This is a genomic window from Bradyrhizobium sp. UFLA05-125, from assembly GCF_059803515.1.
The window spans coordinates 424,630-441,200 of record NZ_JBANBJ010000001.1; the positions used below are offsets into that span (position 1 = coordinate 424,630).

The following is a 16,571-nucleotide window of genomic DNA, read 5'->3' on the forward strand; positions in this document are numbered from 1 at the left end:
GACCTTATGAAGTCCTACAAGGCGGACTGGATTTTCAACACGCTTGGGAAACTGCATCCTAAGTTCTTCCCCGTGGCATTGGAGCATGAAGATGCGCCATCAACGCCACCGAGCTGGGTTCACAAGAAAGATGGATTCCTATCGCGGAGCGAGCTTGTGTCTTTGTACAACCAGCACGCTGGCACGCATCTTCATCGCGGTAGTGCTCGCAACATCTTGAAAAGCGATAGACCACTGAAGTTTGATGAAATCCGAAAATGGCGTGACAAGATCGTCGGACTTCTGAATCGGCACATCATTGTGTCACCAGACGAGGAGCACATTTGCTATTTCATAATGAATGACGGCCAAGATCGCGTCCACAGCGCCGTTTTTGAACGAACTACAAAGGCGAGCTCGTAGGATAGGTGGAGCGCAGCGATACCCATCAAACTTGGTAAGATGATGGGTTTCGCCAAAGCTCAACCCATCCTACGTGCTGGAGAGATAGCCGCAATCCGCCGATCGCGGCTATCTCTCCTCACACATCAAGCCGATCGTCTCACGCCGCTTTCGCCTGTTCCGGCGCCGCCGTCTCCATCGCTCTCATGTAGAGATCAAGCAGGGTTTCTCGCTCGTCACGCTCGTCCTCGTCCTGCTTCCGCAGCTTGATGATCTCCTTGAGGATCTTCACATCGAAACCCTCGGCCTTGGCTTCCGAAAACACTTCCTTCTTCTGCTCGTTCAACTCCTGCAATTCGGTATCCAGATTCTCGATCCGCTCGACGAACGAACGAATTTTTCCGCCGGGAATGGTGACGTCAGACATGGTGCCTCCCTGTTGAATGAGGCCGTGAAAATGACTGCAAAGGAATGACCAATGTATTAACCGACGGACCTCGCACCGCACGCGGGAACCCACCTCTTTCGTTTCCACGACGACAGAAAAGTCCATCCGAGCTATTCTCTTCTCACTGCCCATCATTCGCCGTCGCGTCGCGGCGTGCCCGCCTTGCCGCTCGCTTCGCAGCTTTCCTCGCAACCCAGCGCGCGCGAAACTGCTTCGCGGCACGGAAGGTCCGCGGGGCGACGACCTGAAAGGCCATCGAGGCTATTCCGGCGACCACTCCCTTCACCACGTCAAACGCGAAATCGGGTCCAAAATACTCCCACATGACCCCGGTCCTTCTACGCGAAGGCGCCGCCGGGCAGACGTGAGCAGACACAAATGGAAAAGGCCCCGTCCGTCACCGGCGGGGCCCAGAAAAATCCCTGTGCGCCTTGTTGTGCGCGCACCCGACCTCTTTGGTTCACCCGCTCAAGGTGGACTCAATGCGAAAGCTGCAAAGCATGGTCGTGAGCTTCTGGACGCACATGACGAGGCTCCTGAGATTGCTGCATGCCCCTCTCACAGAGTGTACTGGAGGCAGGGCCAACATTCGCGTCACACAACCAGACAGACCGGCTGCCGTCTGTGTGCTATTTCACACTTGTGGCTACATTTTCGATCGAGCCCGTAGGACGGATGGAGCGACTTGTCCGCCGTAGCCCGTAGGATGGGTGGAGCGAAGCGATACCCATCAATTGCCAACCGCGAAGATGATGGGTTTCGCAAGGGCTCAACCCATCCTAGGTGCTGATTAGGTGCACACCGTAATCCTCCGAATTGGCTTTGCGGTCGAGCCCTTCCCTCCTAAACTCCAGACACCACCGGCATGGGTTCCGATGGGCCCGGTAGAAGCGGAGTCAAGTTATGCCCAAACCGGAAAACTTCCCGATCGAGAAGATCTTCGTTCCCACGAAGCAGAAGAAAGCCATCAGGCCCGAAACCGTCGGGGAGATCGCGGAAAGCATTCTGGACATCGGACAACAGGCCCCCATTTCCGTTCGGCTCGACGGAGACCGCCTCGTTCTGGTCGAGGGACTGCATCGGCTGGAAGCCTGCAAGGCGCTCGGCGAGACAACCATTATCGGTGTCCTGGTCCCGGCCGAGTTTACTCAACACAAGCCCCTGCTGTCCGACGGACCTGAAGTCGAGGCTGAGCGCATCAAGATGGCGCGATTAAAACAGTTGCGCCTCGAGAAGGAAGCCGCGGAGGCATCGACAGCTGCCTCGAAGCGCGTCAACGCAACGGAAGCGCCGCGCACCCGTCCGACGAAAGGCGTCCGCGACAATCCGAAGGCATCACCGGGCCGGACTGCGAAATCGACACCGAAAACATTGTCGGACTGGATCACGCAGCAAAAGGGCAGCGGGGGCCGCTATTGATTGCCGGCTCCAGAATGACGGTGACAGTGCATTCAATTCGTTCGCAGTGACCAGAACGGCGGACACCAGCTCCGCATCCGGGAAGCGCGCCTACCTCACCATCCCCACCACCGCCGCAGCCATCTTCCTGTTGCCTTCGACGCTGAGATGGCGTCCGTCGGGACCGACGCTGCCCGGCTGCCGCCAGACCGACATGTAGGTGCCCCAGACGTCGACGACGCGGATGCCGCGGGCCTTCAACTGGCTCTTGATGGCCGCGATGTTCTGCATGGCCTGGACCGGGCTCATATTGTGCCGGACGTCGTTGGCCGGGTTGTCGCAGAGGATGACGAGCTTCGTCCCAGCGGGCACAGCGCTCGGCGTACGCGCCAGCGTCAGATCGGTGGTCTCGCCCCAGACGCCGGCATTGGCGACGTGAACCTGAGAGCCCTTGGCGCGCAGCAATCCCTCCAGCACGGCCGGCCACATCTCGGATTCGGCGACGTTGCCGTGAACAGCGCTATGGCCGAGCGCCACGATCTGCGCGGACGCAGGATTGATCGAAACGACAACGATGGCCGCAACTGCAAGGGCGAAAATTCGCAAGCTCGAACGATTCATTGCCAGCTCCATATATTTTAACAATCGCTTCGATCGGGGCCGAATGAATGCCCCGCCGAGATCAGCAGCCAATGTTCGCTATCAGTCTACGTTTGGCAACTGAAAGTGCAGCCCGTAGGATGGGTGGAGCGAAACGATACCCATCAATTGCCAGGCGCGAAGATGATGGGTTTCGCAAGAGCTCAACCCATCCTACGAGCTACGAGCTGGCCTCCCTCGCCCTGGTCATCGCCTCGAAATCCATCCAGTTCACGCCCCAGAGATGGCCATCGAGATCCTCGAAACTGCGGCCATACATGAAGTCGTACTCATCCTTGGGCGACGGATCGATCACGCCGCCCGCACTCCCGGCCTTGGTGACGACATCGTCGACCTCGGCGCGGCTGTCGGCCGAAATGCAAAGCAGGACCTGGCTGGTTGTCTTGGCGTCGGCAATTTTCTTGGTCGTGAACTGCCGATACTTGTCGTGGGTCATCAGCATCGTATGGATCGTGTCGGAAAATACCATGCATGATGCCGTGTCGTCGCAAAACTGCGTCTTCTTGACGGCACCGATCGCCTCATAAAAAGCGGTCGCGCGCGCAAGATCCCTGACAGGCAGGTTGATGAAGATCAGCTTGGCCATTGGGTGGTGAGCTCCTCTAGGTTCCGACCTGAGGACGAACTGGCCACAACGAACCCGACACAGCCTCCGAAGTTTTATTCTCAAACAGAATTGGGTGGGTTAGCGACCTGTCCGCCGAAGCTCAACGAGCGAAGGCGGAAGCGCAACCCACCTCTTGGCTTTCCGTGCGGTGAGAGAAGTGGTGGGTTACGCCTAGCGGACTGCGCTTCGCGCAGCCGCAGGGCTAACCCACCCTACGCGCTTCGGCTCACGTTTGGTGGACGGCGCGAATTACGCGCACCGTAATCTCGGCTTCCGCGAAGAGTGGGCAAGTCTACCTTGCGCCGGACGAGCCTAGGTCTTCGGCGACGCGGTCCAATGGTGTCTCGATGGCGACGGCCCCACGACCGCCGGGCTGCGTATCTGGCGATGACCGTCGACCCGCGCCGGCCCCGAAAATGTCGTGCACGAGCCCGAGTTTCCCAAGCCCGAGAATGATCAGGCCATTGATGTCGATCTCGTACCAGGCGTGCGAAAGGTAGGCGTCCCGCGGAAACCGATGATGGTTGTTGTGCAGCCCTTCACCGAAGGTGAGGATGGTGGTCACCAGCTCGTTGGTCGTGCCATCAGTGGTCTCGAAGCGGCGGTAGCCGTAGCGACCCTCGCTATGGCAGACCGAGTTGACCAGCGAGGTAGCCATCGTCATGACGTAGCTGCGGAACAGTCCGGAGAACAAGATGCAGCCGATCATGGTGCGCACGCCGCCAAACGCGTAGCCGATCGCACCCGGAATGATCACCGCCGACAACGCGTACCAGTACCAGCGTGTCCTGGTGAAGAACATGGAGATCGGGTCGGCAAGAATATCCTTGGCGTAGTATTCGCCATCGGTGGTGGCCTGGTCCCACACCCAGCCGCCCTGCGCGTGCATAAATCCCTTCACGAAGCTGACATAGCGGTTGCCGGAGCCGTCATAGTAAGGGCTGTGGACGTCGCCGGGCTTGTCGGAGTGAAGATGGTGCCGGCGATGGTTGCTCACCCACTTCAGGATCGAGCCCTGCACCGCGAGCGTGGCAATCGCGGCGAAGATCGCCCGCATGGCCGGACTGCATCGGAAGCTCCGGTGCACGAAATAGCGATGCATGAAGCCGATCCCGACCGTGGTCAGCACGAACATGCCGACGAAGACCGAAACCTCCACCCAGCCGATGCCTTGCCAGAATGCCCAGACCAGCGCAGCGATCGAACCTCCGACCATGAAGCCGAACGCGATGTAGGAATCGAGAAACTTGGCGTCGACCAACGGGCCTTCGAAAAGTACTCCCGGTGGCATTTTCCGGTCCGCACCCTCTTCCGACGCCACGCCCCGAATTGCGGTCATTTCACTCGATCCATTTACGGAAAATTAACGCTACTGCGGCGCAACCTACAGACGCATGTTGTTTCTCGCAAGGACTCGATCGGTCGGGGGAGCGCGGAACCGGGTCTCAAAAAGACGGTGTCGGAGGGGCAATGACGCCAGATTTCACGGCAATACCATCGACTTCGCCAGGTGATGGTCGCAAGGGCCAGCCGCATTAACCCTAGCTCCAAAAGCCATGCCAAGGAAAAGCAACAGCCTCCTCCCTCGCCTTCCCAGCGTCCGGCGGGGCGCACGGTGGGTACGAAAGACATTCGCGCGCGCACCGCGGATGGTTCGGATCGCGTGTGGCGTGGCGATGCTGCTTGTGGTCGTCGTACTCGTGAACCTCGTCTATCACGTGGTCCGCAAGCCGACTGAGCTGTTCTTCTTTGTCGGCAACTCCCTCGACAAGGAGCCGGCCGAGACGTGGCGGCAATACGGGCCGCTCTTCCGCAGCCTCTCCACCGATACGATCACGCCCGAATTGCTGGCCGCGCTGGCGCAGGTCGAGAGTTCAGGCAATCCGGTCGCACGCACCTACTGGCGCTGGCGATTGAGCCTCAATCCCCTTGCGCTTTACCAGCCTGCCTCCAGCGCCGTCGGCCTCTACCAGATGACCAATCCGGCCTACGCCGAGGCCGCGCGGTTCTGTGTAGTCCGTGGCAACGCAGTCACGGATACCGGCTGCAGATTCCCCGGCTTCTATATCCGCGCGATCCCGAGCCACGCCATCGAGCTGGCATCGGTGTATCTGGACCGCAATGTAGCGGCGGTTCTCGGCCTTGCGGGCGACGTGAAGGCAAGCGCGCAGCAGAAGCAGGATCTGGCCGCGCTGATCCATCTCTGCGGCGCGGGCCCCGCCCTGGCCTACGCACGCCGTCACTTTCAGATGTTGGCCGGCGAACGCTGCGGCGATCATCTCGTCGCGGGCTATGTCTCCAAGGTCAACGCGATGAAGCGGCAATTTCTGCGCCTTACGGCGGATGACGACGATTAGCTCGCAGGCCGTAGTGTGGGCAAAGGAGCGCAAGCGACATGCCCACCGCTTCTGCATCGTGGCGACCAAAGAGGTGGGCACGCTTCGCTTTGCCCACCCTACGAGCTACGCAGGAAATTCGTTCTGCATCTGACTCTGCTTCGTTCTCAAAGAACGAATCGGAATCGCGCAAAATCAGCCACCAGCAAGTCTTAACGTTCTGTTTTCTTGCGGAGCTTTGAACGAGCATGCCCGCCGTGACGGTGGAGCCCCATCAATTGCGAGTGACGCGAAAGATGGGTTTCGCAGCGGCTCAGCCCATTCTACATGCTGCTTTGGTCCGACGGCATCCGACTTGCGTAGGCTCAAGTGTCAAACCGCCCGAGATCCCATCCTGCCGCCGGCAGGCTACGCCGAGCTCGAGGTCCCGATCTCTTCAAGGGCAGCCTCTTCCTCTGCAGAACGCGAGGCGACGGCTCGAGGGCTTGTGCCTGCAGGTCGCCGGCGGCTGCGAATATCCTCCGCAAGCAATGTTCGAAGTCGGCTACTCAACGTCTGCAGAAACACGTAGTCTTTGAACTTATAGTCGTCGAGCTCGAGTATCTTTTTGCCAGCCGGTGTCGTCGGCGCGTTTCCGAATTCCCATTCCTCGATCGTCTCGTCGTCAGGCTCTTCAATGTCAAGAAGCGCACGGTAGTCATCAACGCTTTTGGCACTTATTTCCTTGGCGTCCCTTGGGAAGAGCGGAACATACAGTTTCTCCGCGCACGAAGCGAGTGTGAGGGCACGCGCCAGCCGAAGGTAGGCATCGCGAGACTCTACACTCAACAGCAGACCCGACCCAAAGTACCACTTCGAGATTGCACGCCCGATAGTCTCGCATGTCTGCGGGTCGAGTGATCCTGCATTGGCCGAGGTAGGGAATGCGAGGTTAGGGAAATAGATAGCCAATGGTGAGGTAGCCGTCAGAAGGTCTGGATAGCTTTCTAATCTTCTTTCGTGAGTAGCTTGATCCAGATCGGCCTTCTGGTTCCGGCGGGCTACGCGTAAAGCAGCGAGAGCATTCTTACGAGCCACCCGCACATTATTGCGAGCACTCTTGCGAGCTACCAGCACATTATTGAGCGCGTTTCGGCGAGCCACCCGTATAGCAGCGTTACCGGCAATTATACCGCTGAGCACACCGGCGAGAATACCGCCAACCACTACAATGACGGTCGGCCCCCATCTGTTCAGGAATAAGGACTCGTCAGCAAGCTTTTTGGCCTCAAGCTTAAGTTTTGCAACTTCGAGGTTCGCCTTGCGCTGCTTTAGGCTACCAGCTGTGCCCTGCTGCAGGGTGCCCAAGTCCTGTTGCGCTGGAGCAGTCGCCCCCCAGAGCAGCACAAGCCCTACGACCACCAGGGCAGCGCGCACCTTGCGAAGAATAGAGGATCGCAACAGCATCTGCATCCTCAGGGAGGGCCAGACGACAACTTCTGGCTATCCATAACCAACTATCATCTATTGCGGTGCGTGTTTGTGAGCTGGTTCACGTTCTCAACCGGGCCTGTTCCCCACAGAAAGCGTAGAGTGGATTAGCCCGAGGGCGTAATCCACGGCTCGTAAGCGATACCCATCAATTGCCGGCCACGAAGACGATGGTTTCGCAAAGGCTCAACGCATCCTACGCGCTACGAGCTACGCAGGAAATTCGTTCTGCATCTGACTCTGCTTCGTTCTCAAAGAACGAATCGGAATCGCGCAAAATCAGCCACCAGCAAGTCTTAACGTTCTGTTTTCTTGCGAAGGCGCTGTAGGGTGAGCAAAGGAGCGCAAGCGACGTGCCCACCACTTCTGCGTCACGGCAATCAAAGACTTGGCGACGCCTAGACGGTTTTCTTGGCCCGCATCGCTTCGTGCGGGTGGCGACGATCGCCGCGTCGATTTGACTTGCGAACGTAGGTGACGAGGGCCTCGGGGTTCTCGAGCTTGATCTTCAGCGCCGCGACCAATGCATCCTCGGCTTCGATCGTGAGCGCCTTGGCACGCATCCCAAGCTTCAACCCGACCGTATATGACGTCATGGGCGACTCCTCAGGTCCAAGCTTCCACCGTACCTCAATCGGTGTCCCTTCGGAACAGCCCTGCCCAACCCACCACGTTCGCCGCCACGGGGGATGATGGGTTTTTCGAAACGGATCTGCCGCAAGACAAAACCGGATCACAAGTGTTCTATCAGAGCCGGTGAACCCAATTCATCGAAACGAAAGAGCTGAAAGACCCGCTGGCCGTTGAAGTCGAGGATCCTCAAATCATCGGTCTCGTGCAGATTGCTTTCGACCGCCTGAAAGTGCCCGCCGTAGCGCGCTCTGGCGAGCGCCAAGGGAACCTCGAAGCCGACGAACTTACCGATCCCCTTGTGCCTGAGCACCTCAATGAGCTTCTGGTCGTTCAGGGACTCGTGCGACGTGAGAATGAGCAGCGGACCGCTCGCGGTGAGCAGCAAAAGCGATTTCATTGGATCCTCCTTTGCGGCTGGATGAACTCAAGCGTCGCGTCCAGTCCAACGCGAGGACGGGTGGAGCGACTTGACCGCCGTAACGCGACGAGCTAAGGCGGATACCCATCAATCGCCGGGAACACGATGGGTTTCGCGGGGGCCTGCGTGCGTCCCACCGCCTGCATTCGCCCTACCTGATCTTCGCCAGGCACTCCTTGAGGTGATCGAGATCAGAACGAACCTGCGTCTCCATGGTGTCTTGCAGTGCGTTAATGCCCCTGGCGGACAATTCTGCGGAGGCCTTCCTGTCCAGATTCTGCTTCCAATCCCGGATGGCCTGCCTGGTGGCCCTTTGGGCCTCCGACGTACCCTTGACGTACTCCTTCATGCAGGAGTCGACCGCCGAGCATGTCTGGCACTCCTGGGCGGCGGCCGGACTTGAAAGAAGCAGGGCGAGTATCACGGTAGGGACTCTCATTGCTCATCCTCCCCGCCACAGCATAGCACGTCGGAGGGATGCCTGGGGACAACGCGCGGCTGCAAAGCGATCGGGGAACAGCTCCGTGGGGTGCGCACATGCGCCACGGGCCGCCATAAATTTTCCCTCACCTTCGCGTTGTCTTGATCACGACGGCGGCGGGAACTATCCTCTTCACGACCTTGGACTGCCGCACTCATTCCATTGACGCGGGACTGAATGGAGAGCGCATCGGTGCCTGAGACGCACGACCCCAGGCCGGACGACCCCAAGCCTGACGAGCCGAAGCCGGATGAACCGCAAGGCGCGCAGCGCGCCGACGGCGAGCTGACGCGGGCCTATGAACGGATCAAGAGCGCCAATGAAGAACTTGCGCGGCTGGACCGACTGGTTTCCGGATTGGAACGCGGCACCGATAGCCCGCCAGCGCCGCAGGCAAGCGCCAGTGCGGAACGAAGCGACCCTCCCCCGGACAAGGCACCGGCCGCGGAGAGCAAGGCTCGCCCTCAAAGCCCTCAAGGCCTGAAGGGAGACCGGCCCATGCTGCGCGCCTTCGTTGGCCTGTTGCTTGCGATAGGCATCCTCGGTGCTGCCTTCGCTTCGCAATATCGCGATGAGGCCAAGGCGATCATGGCACGATGGGCTCCGCCCGCCTCGGTTGCGCCCCCGGAGGTATCGGAGGTTCGCAGTCCGGCGCAGCCGCCAGCAGTCCAGCTCGCTGCTGCGGATGAGCAGACACCCGTGGCTATACCGGCGCCGCCGGTCCCCAAGGAACCCAACAAGGAAGCGAAAAAGCAAGCGGGGAGCGTTCCTCCAACCGGCGCCACACCGCCCGACCAGACATCCGCCGAGCTGGCACAATCGCTCAAGACCATCACGCAGTCGCTTGCGAGCATCAACGACAAACTCGAGCAACTGAAAAGCAGTCACGAGCAAACGCTTCGCGAGCAAGCCGACGCCATTCAACAACTCAAGACGGCGCAGGAGAAGGATGCGGGGGACAATGCGCGCCTCGCCGCGCAGGTCCAGGCGCTGCAGGCGCAGCTTGCTGCGTCATCTGCGAAACCCGCCAGCAGGCCCCTCATGAGGGAGAGCGATGTGGCTGCGCGCCCGCACATACAAGCAGCCGCACCCCGGCGATCCAGGCCGCCGCGAGGACCCTGGATGCCCCCGCCCTACATGATGGATCCTTACGGCTATCCGGATTGGTGAGCCTGCACGATCGCGCTCAGAAAAACCCCGGGCTGAGATCCAGCCCGTAGGTCAAGCTCAGCACGAACACGAACAGCAGAGCCGCGGCGAACAGCGTCATATGCCTGAGAATGAACCCACGCGGCGACTGCGTGGCAATGACAGTTTTCTGCGCAACGGGCATGACGCCTCCAGTATGATTTCAAAAAATGGCCACTCTAAATGCGGCGGCCGCATCAAGCAGCGCGATCTGCAAAGCAACCCTTAAAGAGATCACACCCGTTTTGAACGGCCGTACATAACAAGCCGCGTAGGGGCTTTGGTTTCGGCCTCATGGTTCGAGACGCGCCGAAAGCGGCGCTACGGGCTGTCGGCAATGGCGTGATGATGACATCATGCCGGTGATTTGCCCGACGTGTCAACCGGATTCGAAAAATCCGCAAACAGCGTGCACCGGCCACCGGCTACTTTGCATGGGGTTGTTTTCGAGCTTTTTGTTTTGCTCCCCACCCTCAGGGGATCTCGTACACCGACACCCGATCCGCGATGCCGCTCAGCGTCACGCTGCGGCGCGTTGGCTGCAAGCCGCCCGCTTCGAGCAGGGCCTGCGCGCCGGCAGAATCCACCACCGGCTCAGTCACCACGATCGCGCGTGAGGCGGCAAGCCCCTGGACGCGCGAGGCGATGTTGACGGTCTGGCCAAAATAGTCCTGCTGGCCATTGAGGGTGACGGCGAGGCACGAGCCCTCGTGAATGCCCATCTTGAGCAGCAGACCCTGATGCTGGCGCTCGGCGCCGAGATCGCTCATCGCCTCGCGCATGCGGATGGCGGCCGCAATGGCCCGGTCGGGCGTCTCGAAGGTCGCCATCACGGCGTCCCCGATCGTCTTCACGATGGCGCCCCGTTCGGAGACGATGATCTCCTGCAAGAGGCGGAAATGCTCATTGACGAGATCGAAGGCAACGAGGTCGCCGACGTGCTCGTAGAGCCCGGTGGAGTCGCGCAAGTCCGAGAACAGGAAGGTCAGGCTGAGGATCTTCAGGCGCTGGCCGATGGCGAGCGTGTCGGTGCGGTAGAGATCGCGAAAGGTCTGGTTGGTGAGGAGACGCTTTGCCGTCAGCGCCGGCTTGCGCCGCGTCAGGAGATCATCGAGTGCCTTGTTCGCGACCCACACCGCCGGCAGCACGCGCCCGTCGGTGCGGTTGTCCAGCGCCAGCCGCAGCGGCCCGGGACGCAAGGTGACCGCCTCGGCGGGGGTCTCGGCCTTGTTGAAGATCATCGAGAGGTTTTGCCGCTCGCTGGTCTCCTCGCCCTTGATCTCGAGGAACTGTGCCGTATGCGTCACGGGATCGAACACGATCAGCGTACCTTCGGGCACATGCAGGGACAGGATGGCCCGCTCGCCCGGCGGCAGATCGAAGGTCTCAAGGGTAACCTCGCGCAGCAGCGTCTCAAGGTCGAGCGGAAGATCGATGGCCGAACTCCAGAAGATCTGCCGATAGTAGTCGGCCAAGGGCAGCTCGTCGGGATTGTGGGCCGCGATCTTGCGCACGCGCGGGCTGATCGTGAAGGTCACCTCGACCAGATTGTCGAGCGTCGTCTCATAGCCCGCGGCGCAGAAGGCGCAATGATAATGCGGACTGTTGAGGGTCTTCAGGCTCTTGTTGGCGGACAGCACACCGGCGCAGCTCGGGCAGATCACGCTCCAGGTCATCTCGGCCATGCCGAGCTGCACCGCGTGCAGAAGGCCTGCGACGACGCGTTCCTCATCGAGGCCGGCACGCACGGCGAGGTCGAGCGCGTTCATGCGGTTCAAGGCGTGGTCCGGCGCCTCCCGCACCATGCGCTCGAGCATGTCGACGACGCCTTCGTCGGCCGACTGACGCAACACACCAAACAGGGTTTCGATTTCGCTCATGCGATGATGTTACCTGAAAGCGGGCAAGCGGTAATCCGCTCCCTATCAGCTATGTTTCGCGAGGCAGGGCACAAGCCGTATCAGCCAAATGCTGCGTCACGATGATGGGAGGGACAGTGGCCGGATTTCCCTTGCTTTCCCCTCCCCGGCCCCTACGGTGCGCCCGCCAAGAAGGGGATGAGTTTGACGATGGACGATGCCATGACATGCCCGAGCTGCCATTCGGAGCATGCCTACCAGGATCGCGGTCTCTGGGTCTGCCCGGAATGCGCCCATGAATGGAGCGCGTCGACCGAGGCGGCCTCGGAAGCGGCGCAGGAGGCGGGCGTTCGCGATGCCAATGGCAACGCGCTTGCCGATGGCGACAGCGTCATCGTGATCAAGGACCTCAAGATCAAGGGATCGTCATCCGTCGTCAAAGGCGGCACCAAGGTCAGGAGCATCCGCCTCCAGGACGCCACCGATGGCCACAACATCGCCTGCAAGATCGACGGCATCGGCGCGATGAATCTGAAGTCGGAGTTCGTGCGGAAGGCGTAAAGCCGGCAGCATCGATGGAAGCGAGGACGGCCATGAACGGCAATCGCTACTACGGAGTTCGGGTCGAGGGCGCGAAATATGGCGTGGGCTTCGGCTCGGCCCTCGCCATCGCGATCTCTTACACCAAGAACCATTCGATCCTGTGGGCGATCATCCATGGCATCCTGGGCTGGCTCTACGTGATCTACGCCGCGCTGTTTGGCTGATCGACCCTCGGCCGACAGTTTCTCGTTTACATTATTTCTGATTTACGGTATTTATCTCGCCACGATCCGAGAGGCCGTCGGTAGCCCGGATGAGCGAAGCGACATCCGGGAAACCACGCAACAAGGTCCCGGATATCGCTGTGTTTATCCGGGCTACGCACAGACCGCTCGTGCTACTTCAAAGCGGTCGCCAGCGCGGTGAGCTTCTCAACCAGATTGGTGCCTAGCGCGTAGATGACTTCGATGATGGCAAGCGCGATGCCGGCGGCGATCAAGCCATACTCGATCGCGGTCGCGCCGGACTCGTCAGCTATAAATTTTGCAAAAATGCGCTTCAAAATCGTATCCTTTCCGGTTGTGCAAGGCATGGCTCGCACGCAATCGGATAGGATGCGCAATCTACGATTGCGTTAATTTGGGTCTGTCAATTTGACGATACGCGAGACGAAGACTGCGCCGGGGTCGTGCTTGCGGAATGAGCCGGCAGGATGGGGCTGGCTAACGGCGCAGGCCCACCCTGCTCTTTCGGATCCGGCTCAGCGCGCGGTGCCGGTCGTGACCGGCGCGGTCGTTGCGGTCGTCACTTTGGCGCGCGGCGTCAGCACGCTCACCTGGTGCGGAGACGGTGCGGTGGTGGCAGCCGCCTGCTGGTTCACATGCGCGGCGCCGAGCAGGCTCACCTGCACGGGCGAGGCCGGGAAGCCATTGGCTTCATAGCTCGGCAGCTCCGCGGCGAAGGCGGCAGCGACCGACATGGCGGCGGCTGCAATTGTTAACGAAATTGTCTTCACACCGAATCTCCTGGGTAGGACTTGAGATCCGGAGCTATGTTCTTATGCTGCAGCGCGGTAGCCTGTCTTGTTGCATTGCAACAATGCAGATTTCGCAGATGGTACAGGCCCGGCGTTCATCCTACCAAATCTCATCACATGCCCGCCACGCCCGCGACAAGCCGCAATCGCGATTTCAGCGCAAATAGGGCGGAGGTTGCAGCTTCATCGATTTGGGGAGTCATTTTGTAATGTTGAGTGCAGACCAGACCAAGCCGACCGGAAAATCCGGCCAGCGTAACCGTAAGAAAAAGACGAAGCAGACCCTGGCCGACGAGCAACACGCGACTGCAACGGATCAGTTGCCGGCTGCAGCGCCGGAGAGCAGTGAAGCGACCGAGCTGGAGACCGGCGTCGACCTCAATCCGCAGTTCCCGTCGACCGAGGTTTCTGCCGCCGAGACAACAAGCGTACCGGCCGCTTCGATGGAACTCGTTCCGGTCGGTGTTCGGGCGATCGCAGATGCCTATGGCGACTACACCAGGAGGTCACTTGAACACGCCTGGGCCTTCGTTGGGAAGCTTGCGAGCGCGCGCTCACCCGCGGAGGCGTTTGCGCTTCAGATGGAATTCGCGAAGCAGGCGTGTGAAAACTTCGTCGCAGAAACGCAGAAAATCGCCGACCTCCACGAACAACTGGTCAAGCAGAGGGTCGTAAACTTTGAAGGCTTCGTGGCCAGGATCACCCAAACCACGCTGGAAGTCCGCGCGACACGCCACTAGCTGGTAGTCCAAGATCCGGAACCGCAACGTCGCTCGCAAAAAAAAGAGACCGCCCGAAGGCGGTCTCACATCCCTCGGATCAAGGGGAACAGATCCAGAGGGACCTAGGCGCTTTCGGATATCTGCTCCTGCTCGGCCGGCTCGTCCTCCTCCGTGGAGGAAACGCTACCCGCAGCTCCCATTCTGCGCTTCACCTGCTCGCATGTTTTGCGGACGTCCTCGGTGAACAGGGCGCATTCTTCGATCCTTTTGAAGATCTTGCGTCCTTCTTCACGATAACCCGCGGCCGTTTCGCGCATATACGCGATCGCATCATGCACCTGCGCTGTCAGCGCCTCGCACTTTTGCGCCGCGCCGATCAACTCGGCTCCCATCGCCTCGATCTCTTTTGCGGCGGATTCATAATCGCGAATAACCGCCTCTGCGCTGAGGGCCCCTACGCGCGTGACCCCCTCCGTGTGTTCGACATAATCAGGCAATGCAATTGAAGCTAATGAACTTCCCTGGCGAACCGAAGCAATGTCCGCCTCAAGTTGAACCAGGTTTACCGAGTCCTTTCTTCGCAATTGTTCAACACTTGCCATAGGTAGGTTCTCCCGATACGCGCCCCGAACAACCCCAACTCACCCAATGTATTACGGGGACAACCCGCCTTCTAACTGTATATGCTGTTGACGGCCCGAAGTTTGCCGTATTTTCGCAACATCCAGATAGACACGCAAAGATGACTAGGCATCATATTCTCAACCTGTCGGCGAGACGAGGCACATCTCCTCCGATCCGGTTTGATGCGTGCGCGCGAGCACCGTAAACACAGCATCGACTGCCAGCCGAACCGCAGTCTCGACCACTGAGCCCCTCGCAAGCCCGGCCGCCAGGAGTCCCGACAGCAGATCACCCGTCCCGCAAGGCCGGATCGGCAGCCGTGCTGTCGCAAAGCGCGAAAGTTTTTCGTCCTGGCAGAGGATCGTCTCCACCTGCCCTGCTTGTGTATCGGCGAGCGTGCAGCCGGTCGCGATGACGCCTCGCGGGCCCTGCGCCGCGATGGCAGCGCTCGCGGCCAGCAAGCTCGGGGCATCCTTCACCGCAATACCGGACAGCAGCTCCAGCTCGAACTGGTTTGGCGTAATGAAGCTTGCAGACGGCATAAGCCGCTTGCGGATCACATCCAAAATGCCCTCGGCGACGTAGATCTTGCCGTCGTCCCCGATCACGGGATCGCAGAGATAGATAAGCTTTGGATTTCGTCGCAGCGCGCGCTCGACGAAATCGGCGATGACCTCTGCGTTTGCAATCGAGCCGAGATAGCCGGTGAGAACGACGCTTCCCCGCTCGATCAGGCCCCGCTCCTCGACGCCGAGCAGGAGATCGGCCACGAGATCCGCATCCAGCACGCGGCCGTGCAGCGTCGGATAACGCGGGTGGTTCGACAGCAATGTCGTCGGCACCGCCGCGACGTTCACGCCCTCCGACTGCATGGGATAGACGGCGGCCGAGTTGCCGACATGGCCGTGAACGACTTGGCTTTGAATAGAGATGACGAGCATGTGCGCAATTTCACTTTGAGGATTTGTGGAGCGAAAGCGATACCCATCAATTGCTCCACGAAGATGATACCTTTCGCAAGGTGCAACCGCGCCCCTGTGCGAGGTGGATGCGTTGTCGCGCAGGAAAAAGAGACTATAGTCCTTCGCTGCTGCCACACCGGACGTGCCGAACTCCGCCTCGCTTTCAGGCAGCTTGCATGCCGTCGGCAGGCTTGATCCTCGCCCTTGCGGGCGCCTTTTTCAAAAAGCTGATTGCTCGCTCATCACCCAACGGAGGGAACGATGCCATTGTTCATCACCTACGTCTCCTATTCGAACGCCGGCGTGAAGGGTCTCGTCGACAAGCCGTCGGACCGCACCGAGGTCGTCAACACGTTGGTCGAGAAGGCCGGCGGCAAACTGCTCGGCGCATTCATGACCACCGGCGCGCATGATGCCGTGATCGTCACCGACATGCCGGACGGCTCCGATGCCATCGCCGTCGGCATGGCGGCAGCTGCAAGCGGTGCGGTGGCGAAGATTGAAACGGTGCGCGCATGGAAGATGGGCGAGTTCAAGTCGGTTGCGGAAAAGGCCTCGCGCCTCGCCGCCGCCTACAAGCCGCCGGGCAAATAAAGTCGGCGATGGCGCGCGATGCTGGCGGCCTTGGCACTATCTGCATATCGTCATGGCCGGGCGCGTCCCGGCCATCCACGTCTTTTCGTGCAGCAGCGCTGCGTTAACAGTTTGCATTAAGCGAAGTCACACTTCCTCATTTCGTGTGCAACAATTCTCGATTAAGGTCGACGCAACCGGGCAGAACGTTTGAGCTCGTGCCGATTTTGAA

22 protein-coding genes are annotated in these 16,571 nt (G+C 60.1%); 8 read left to right on the forward strand and 14 right to left on the reverse strand.

Going from position 1 to position 16,571, the window contains the following annotated elements; genetic code table 11:
* Positions 1–6: 6 nt before the first annotated feature.
* Positions 7–402 carry a hypothetical protein gene (locus SO156_RS02040; RefSeq protein ID WP_498533662.1) on the forward strand — a complete coding sequence of 132 codons (396 nt, stop codon included), beginning with the start codon at positions 7–9 and terminating at the stop codon, positions 400–402.
* Between the two features lie 139 nt (positions 403–541).
* Here the strand turns inward: SO156_RS02040 and SO156_RS02045 are convergent, their stop codons facing one another.
* Positions 542–808, reverse strand: coding sequence for a DUF2312 domain-containing protein (locus SO156_RS02045; protein WP_449382100.1), 267 nt, complete (start codon positions 806–808; stop codon positions 542–544).
* A 924-nt stretch (positions 809–1,732) separates the two neighbouring features.
* On the opposite strand from SO156_RS02045, the gene SO156_RS02050 reads away from it, so the two are divergent.
* Positions 1,733–2,248: a ParB N-terminal domain-containing protein gene (locus tag SO156_RS02050; RefSeq protein WP_498533663.1), complete on the forward strand. Its 516-nt coding sequence runs from the start codon at positions 1,733–1,735 to the stop codon at positions 2,246–2,248.
* Positions 2,249–2,338: 90 nt separating this feature from the next.
* Here the strand turns inward: SO156_RS02050 and SO156_RS02055 are convergent, their stop codons facing one another.
* The 3 genes from SO156_RS02055 to SO156_RS02065 all read right to left on the reverse strand — a co-directional run bounded on the left by SO156_RS02055 (position 2,339) and on the right by SO156_RS02065 (position 4,833).
* Positions 2,339–2,848: a GDSL-type esterase/lipase family protein gene (locus SO156_RS02055; protein WP_498533664.1), complete on the reverse strand. Its 510-nt coding sequence runs from the start codon at positions 2,846–2,848 to the stop codon at positions 2,339–2,341.
* Positions 2,849–3,047: 199 nt separating this feature from the next.
* Positions 3,048–3,473, reverse strand: coding sequence for a VOC family protein (locus tag SO156_RS02060; RefSeq protein WP_458144748.1), 426 nt, complete (start codon positions 3,471–3,473; stop codon positions 3,048–3,050).
* A gap of 313 nt (positions 3,474–3,786) precedes the next feature.
* Positions 3,787–4,833 carry an acyl-CoA desaturase gene (locus SO156_RS02065; RefSeq protein WP_498533665.1) on the reverse strand — a complete coding sequence of 349 codons (1,047 nt, stop codon included), beginning with the start codon at positions 4,831–4,833 and terminating at the stop codon, positions 3,787–3,789.
* A gap of 217 nt (positions 4,834–5,050) precedes the next feature.
* On the opposite strand from SO156_RS02065, the gene SO156_RS02070 reads away from it, so the two are divergent.
* Positions 5,051–5,851: a transglycosylase SLT domain-containing protein gene (locus SO156_RS02070; RefSeq protein ID WP_498533666.1), complete on the forward strand. Its 801-nt coding sequence runs from the start codon at positions 5,051–5,053 to the stop codon at positions 5,849–5,851.
* Positions 5,852–6,238: 387 nt separating this feature from the next.
* On the opposite strand, the gene SO156_RS02075 is transcribed toward SO156_RS02070, so the two are convergent.
* The 4 genes from SO156_RS02075 to SO156_RS02090 all read right to left on the reverse strand — a co-directional run bounded on the left by SO156_RS02075 (position 6,239) and on the right by SO156_RS02090 (position 8,790).
* Positions 6,239–7,276 (reverse strand): hypothetical protein, encoded by a 1,038-nt coding sequence (locus tag SO156_RS02075; RefSeq protein ID WP_458144745.1) that lies wholly within the window; start codon positions 7,274–7,276, stop codon positions 6,239–6,241.
* Positions 7,277–7,698: 422 nt separating this feature from the next.
* Positions 7,699–7,896: a hypothetical protein gene (locus SO156_RS02080; protein WP_458144744.1), complete on the reverse strand. Its 198-nt coding sequence runs from the start codon at positions 7,894–7,896 to the stop codon at positions 7,699–7,701.
* 137 nt (positions 7,897–8,033) lie between these two features.
* Positions 8,034–8,330: a cytosolic protein gene (locus SO156_RS02085; protein WP_458144743.1), complete on the reverse strand. Its 297-nt coding sequence runs from the start codon at positions 8,328–8,330 to the stop codon at positions 8,034–8,036.
* Positions 8,331–8,502: 172 nt separating this feature from the next.
* Complete coding sequence (locus tag SO156_RS02090; RefSeq protein WP_498533667.1) at positions 8,503–8,790, reverse strand: hypothetical protein; 288 nt, start codon at positions 8,788–8,790, stop codon at positions 8,503–8,505.
* Positions 8,791–9,024: 234 nt separating this feature from the next.
* On the opposite strand from SO156_RS02090, the gene SO156_RS02095 reads away from it, so the two are divergent.
* On the forward strand, positions 9,025–10,002 hold the full coding sequence (locus SO156_RS02095) for a hypothetical protein (RefSeq protein WP_458144741.1): 978 nt from the start codon (positions 9,025–9,027) through the stop codon (positions 10,000–10,002).
* A 16-nt stretch (positions 10,003–10,018) separates the two neighbouring features.
* On the opposite strand, the gene SO156_RS02100 is transcribed toward SO156_RS02095, so the two are convergent.
* Complete coding sequence (locus SO156_RS02100) at positions 10,019–10,165, reverse strand: hypothetical protein (RefSeq protein ID WP_458144740.1); 147 nt, start codon at positions 10,163–10,165, stop codon at positions 10,019–10,021.
* Between the two features lie 328 nt (positions 10,166–10,493).
* On the reverse strand, positions 10,494–11,900 hold the full coding sequence (locus SO156_RS02105) for an adenylate/guanylate cyclase domain-containing protein (RefSeq protein WP_458144739.1): 1,407 nt from the start codon (positions 11,898–11,900) through the stop codon (positions 10,494–10,496).
* 189 nt (positions 11,901–12,089) lie between these two features.
* Here SO156_RS02105 and SO156_RS02110 point away from each other — a divergent pair, with 189 nt between their 5' ends.
* Both SO156_RS02110 and SO156_RS02115 read left to right on the forward strand, forming a co-directional pair.
* Positions 12,090–12,440 carry a zinc ribbon domain-containing protein YjdM gene (locus tag SO156_RS02110; RefSeq protein ID WP_498533668.1) on the forward strand — a complete coding sequence of 117 codons (351 nt, stop codon included), beginning with the start codon at positions 12,090–12,092 and terminating at the stop codon, positions 12,438–12,440.
* 32 nt (positions 12,441–12,472) lie between these two features.
* A complete protein-coding gene (locus tag SO156_RS02115; RefSeq protein ID WP_016840760.1) occupies positions 12,473–12,646 on the forward strand; it encodes a hypothetical protein in 174 nt (57 codons plus the stop codon).
* A 173-nt stretch (positions 12,647–12,819) separates the two neighbouring features.
* Here SO156_RS02115 and SO156_RS02120 read toward each other — a convergent pair whose 3' ends face one another.
* Together SO156_RS02120 and SO156_RS02125 are read right to left on the reverse strand one after the other, a co-directional pair.
* Positions 12,820–12,984, reverse strand: a complete 165-nt coding sequence (locus tag SO156_RS02120; RefSeq protein ID WP_449382110.1) for a Flp family type IVb pilin — start codon at positions 12,982–12,984, stop codon at positions 12,820–12,822.
* Positions 12,985–13,182: 198 nt separating this feature from the next.
* On the reverse strand, positions 13,183–13,437 hold the full coding sequence (locus SO156_RS02125; RefSeq protein ID WP_458144737.1) for a hypothetical protein: 255 nt from the start codon (positions 13,435–13,437) through the stop codon (positions 13,183–13,185).
* A gap of 230 nt (positions 13,438–13,667) precedes the next feature.
* On the opposite strand from SO156_RS02125, the gene SO156_RS02130 reads away from it, so the two are divergent.
* On the forward strand, positions 13,668–14,198 hold the full coding sequence (locus SO156_RS02130) for a phasin family protein (protein WP_458144736.1): 531 nt from the start codon (positions 13,668–13,670) through the stop codon (positions 14,196–14,198).
* Between the two features lie 104 nt (positions 14,199–14,302).
* Here the strand turns inward: SO156_RS02130 and SO156_RS02135 are convergent, their stop codons facing one another.
* Positions 14,303–14,782: a hypothetical protein gene (locus tag SO156_RS02135; RefSeq protein ID WP_458144735.1), complete on the reverse strand. Its 480-nt coding sequence runs from the start codon at positions 14,780–14,782 to the stop codon at positions 14,303–14,305.
* Between the two features lie 159 nt (positions 14,783–14,941).
* Positions 14,942–15,745 carry a pyridoxal kinase gene (gene pdxY, locus SO156_RS02140; protein ID WP_458144734.1) on the reverse strand — a complete coding sequence of 268 codons (804 nt, stop codon included), beginning with the start codon at positions 15,743–15,745 and terminating at the stop codon, positions 14,942–14,944.
* Positions 15,746–16,027: 282 nt separating this feature from the next.
* Between pdxY and SO156_RS02145 the strand changes: the two genes are divergently transcribed.
* The gene (locus tag SO156_RS02145; protein WP_458144733.1) at positions 16,028–16,360 is read left to right on the forward strand and encodes a GYD domain-containing protein; all 333 of its coding nucleotides are present in this window, start codon (positions 16,028–16,030) and stop codon (positions 16,358–16,360) included.
* Positions 16,361–16,571 lie beyond the last annotated feature (211 nt).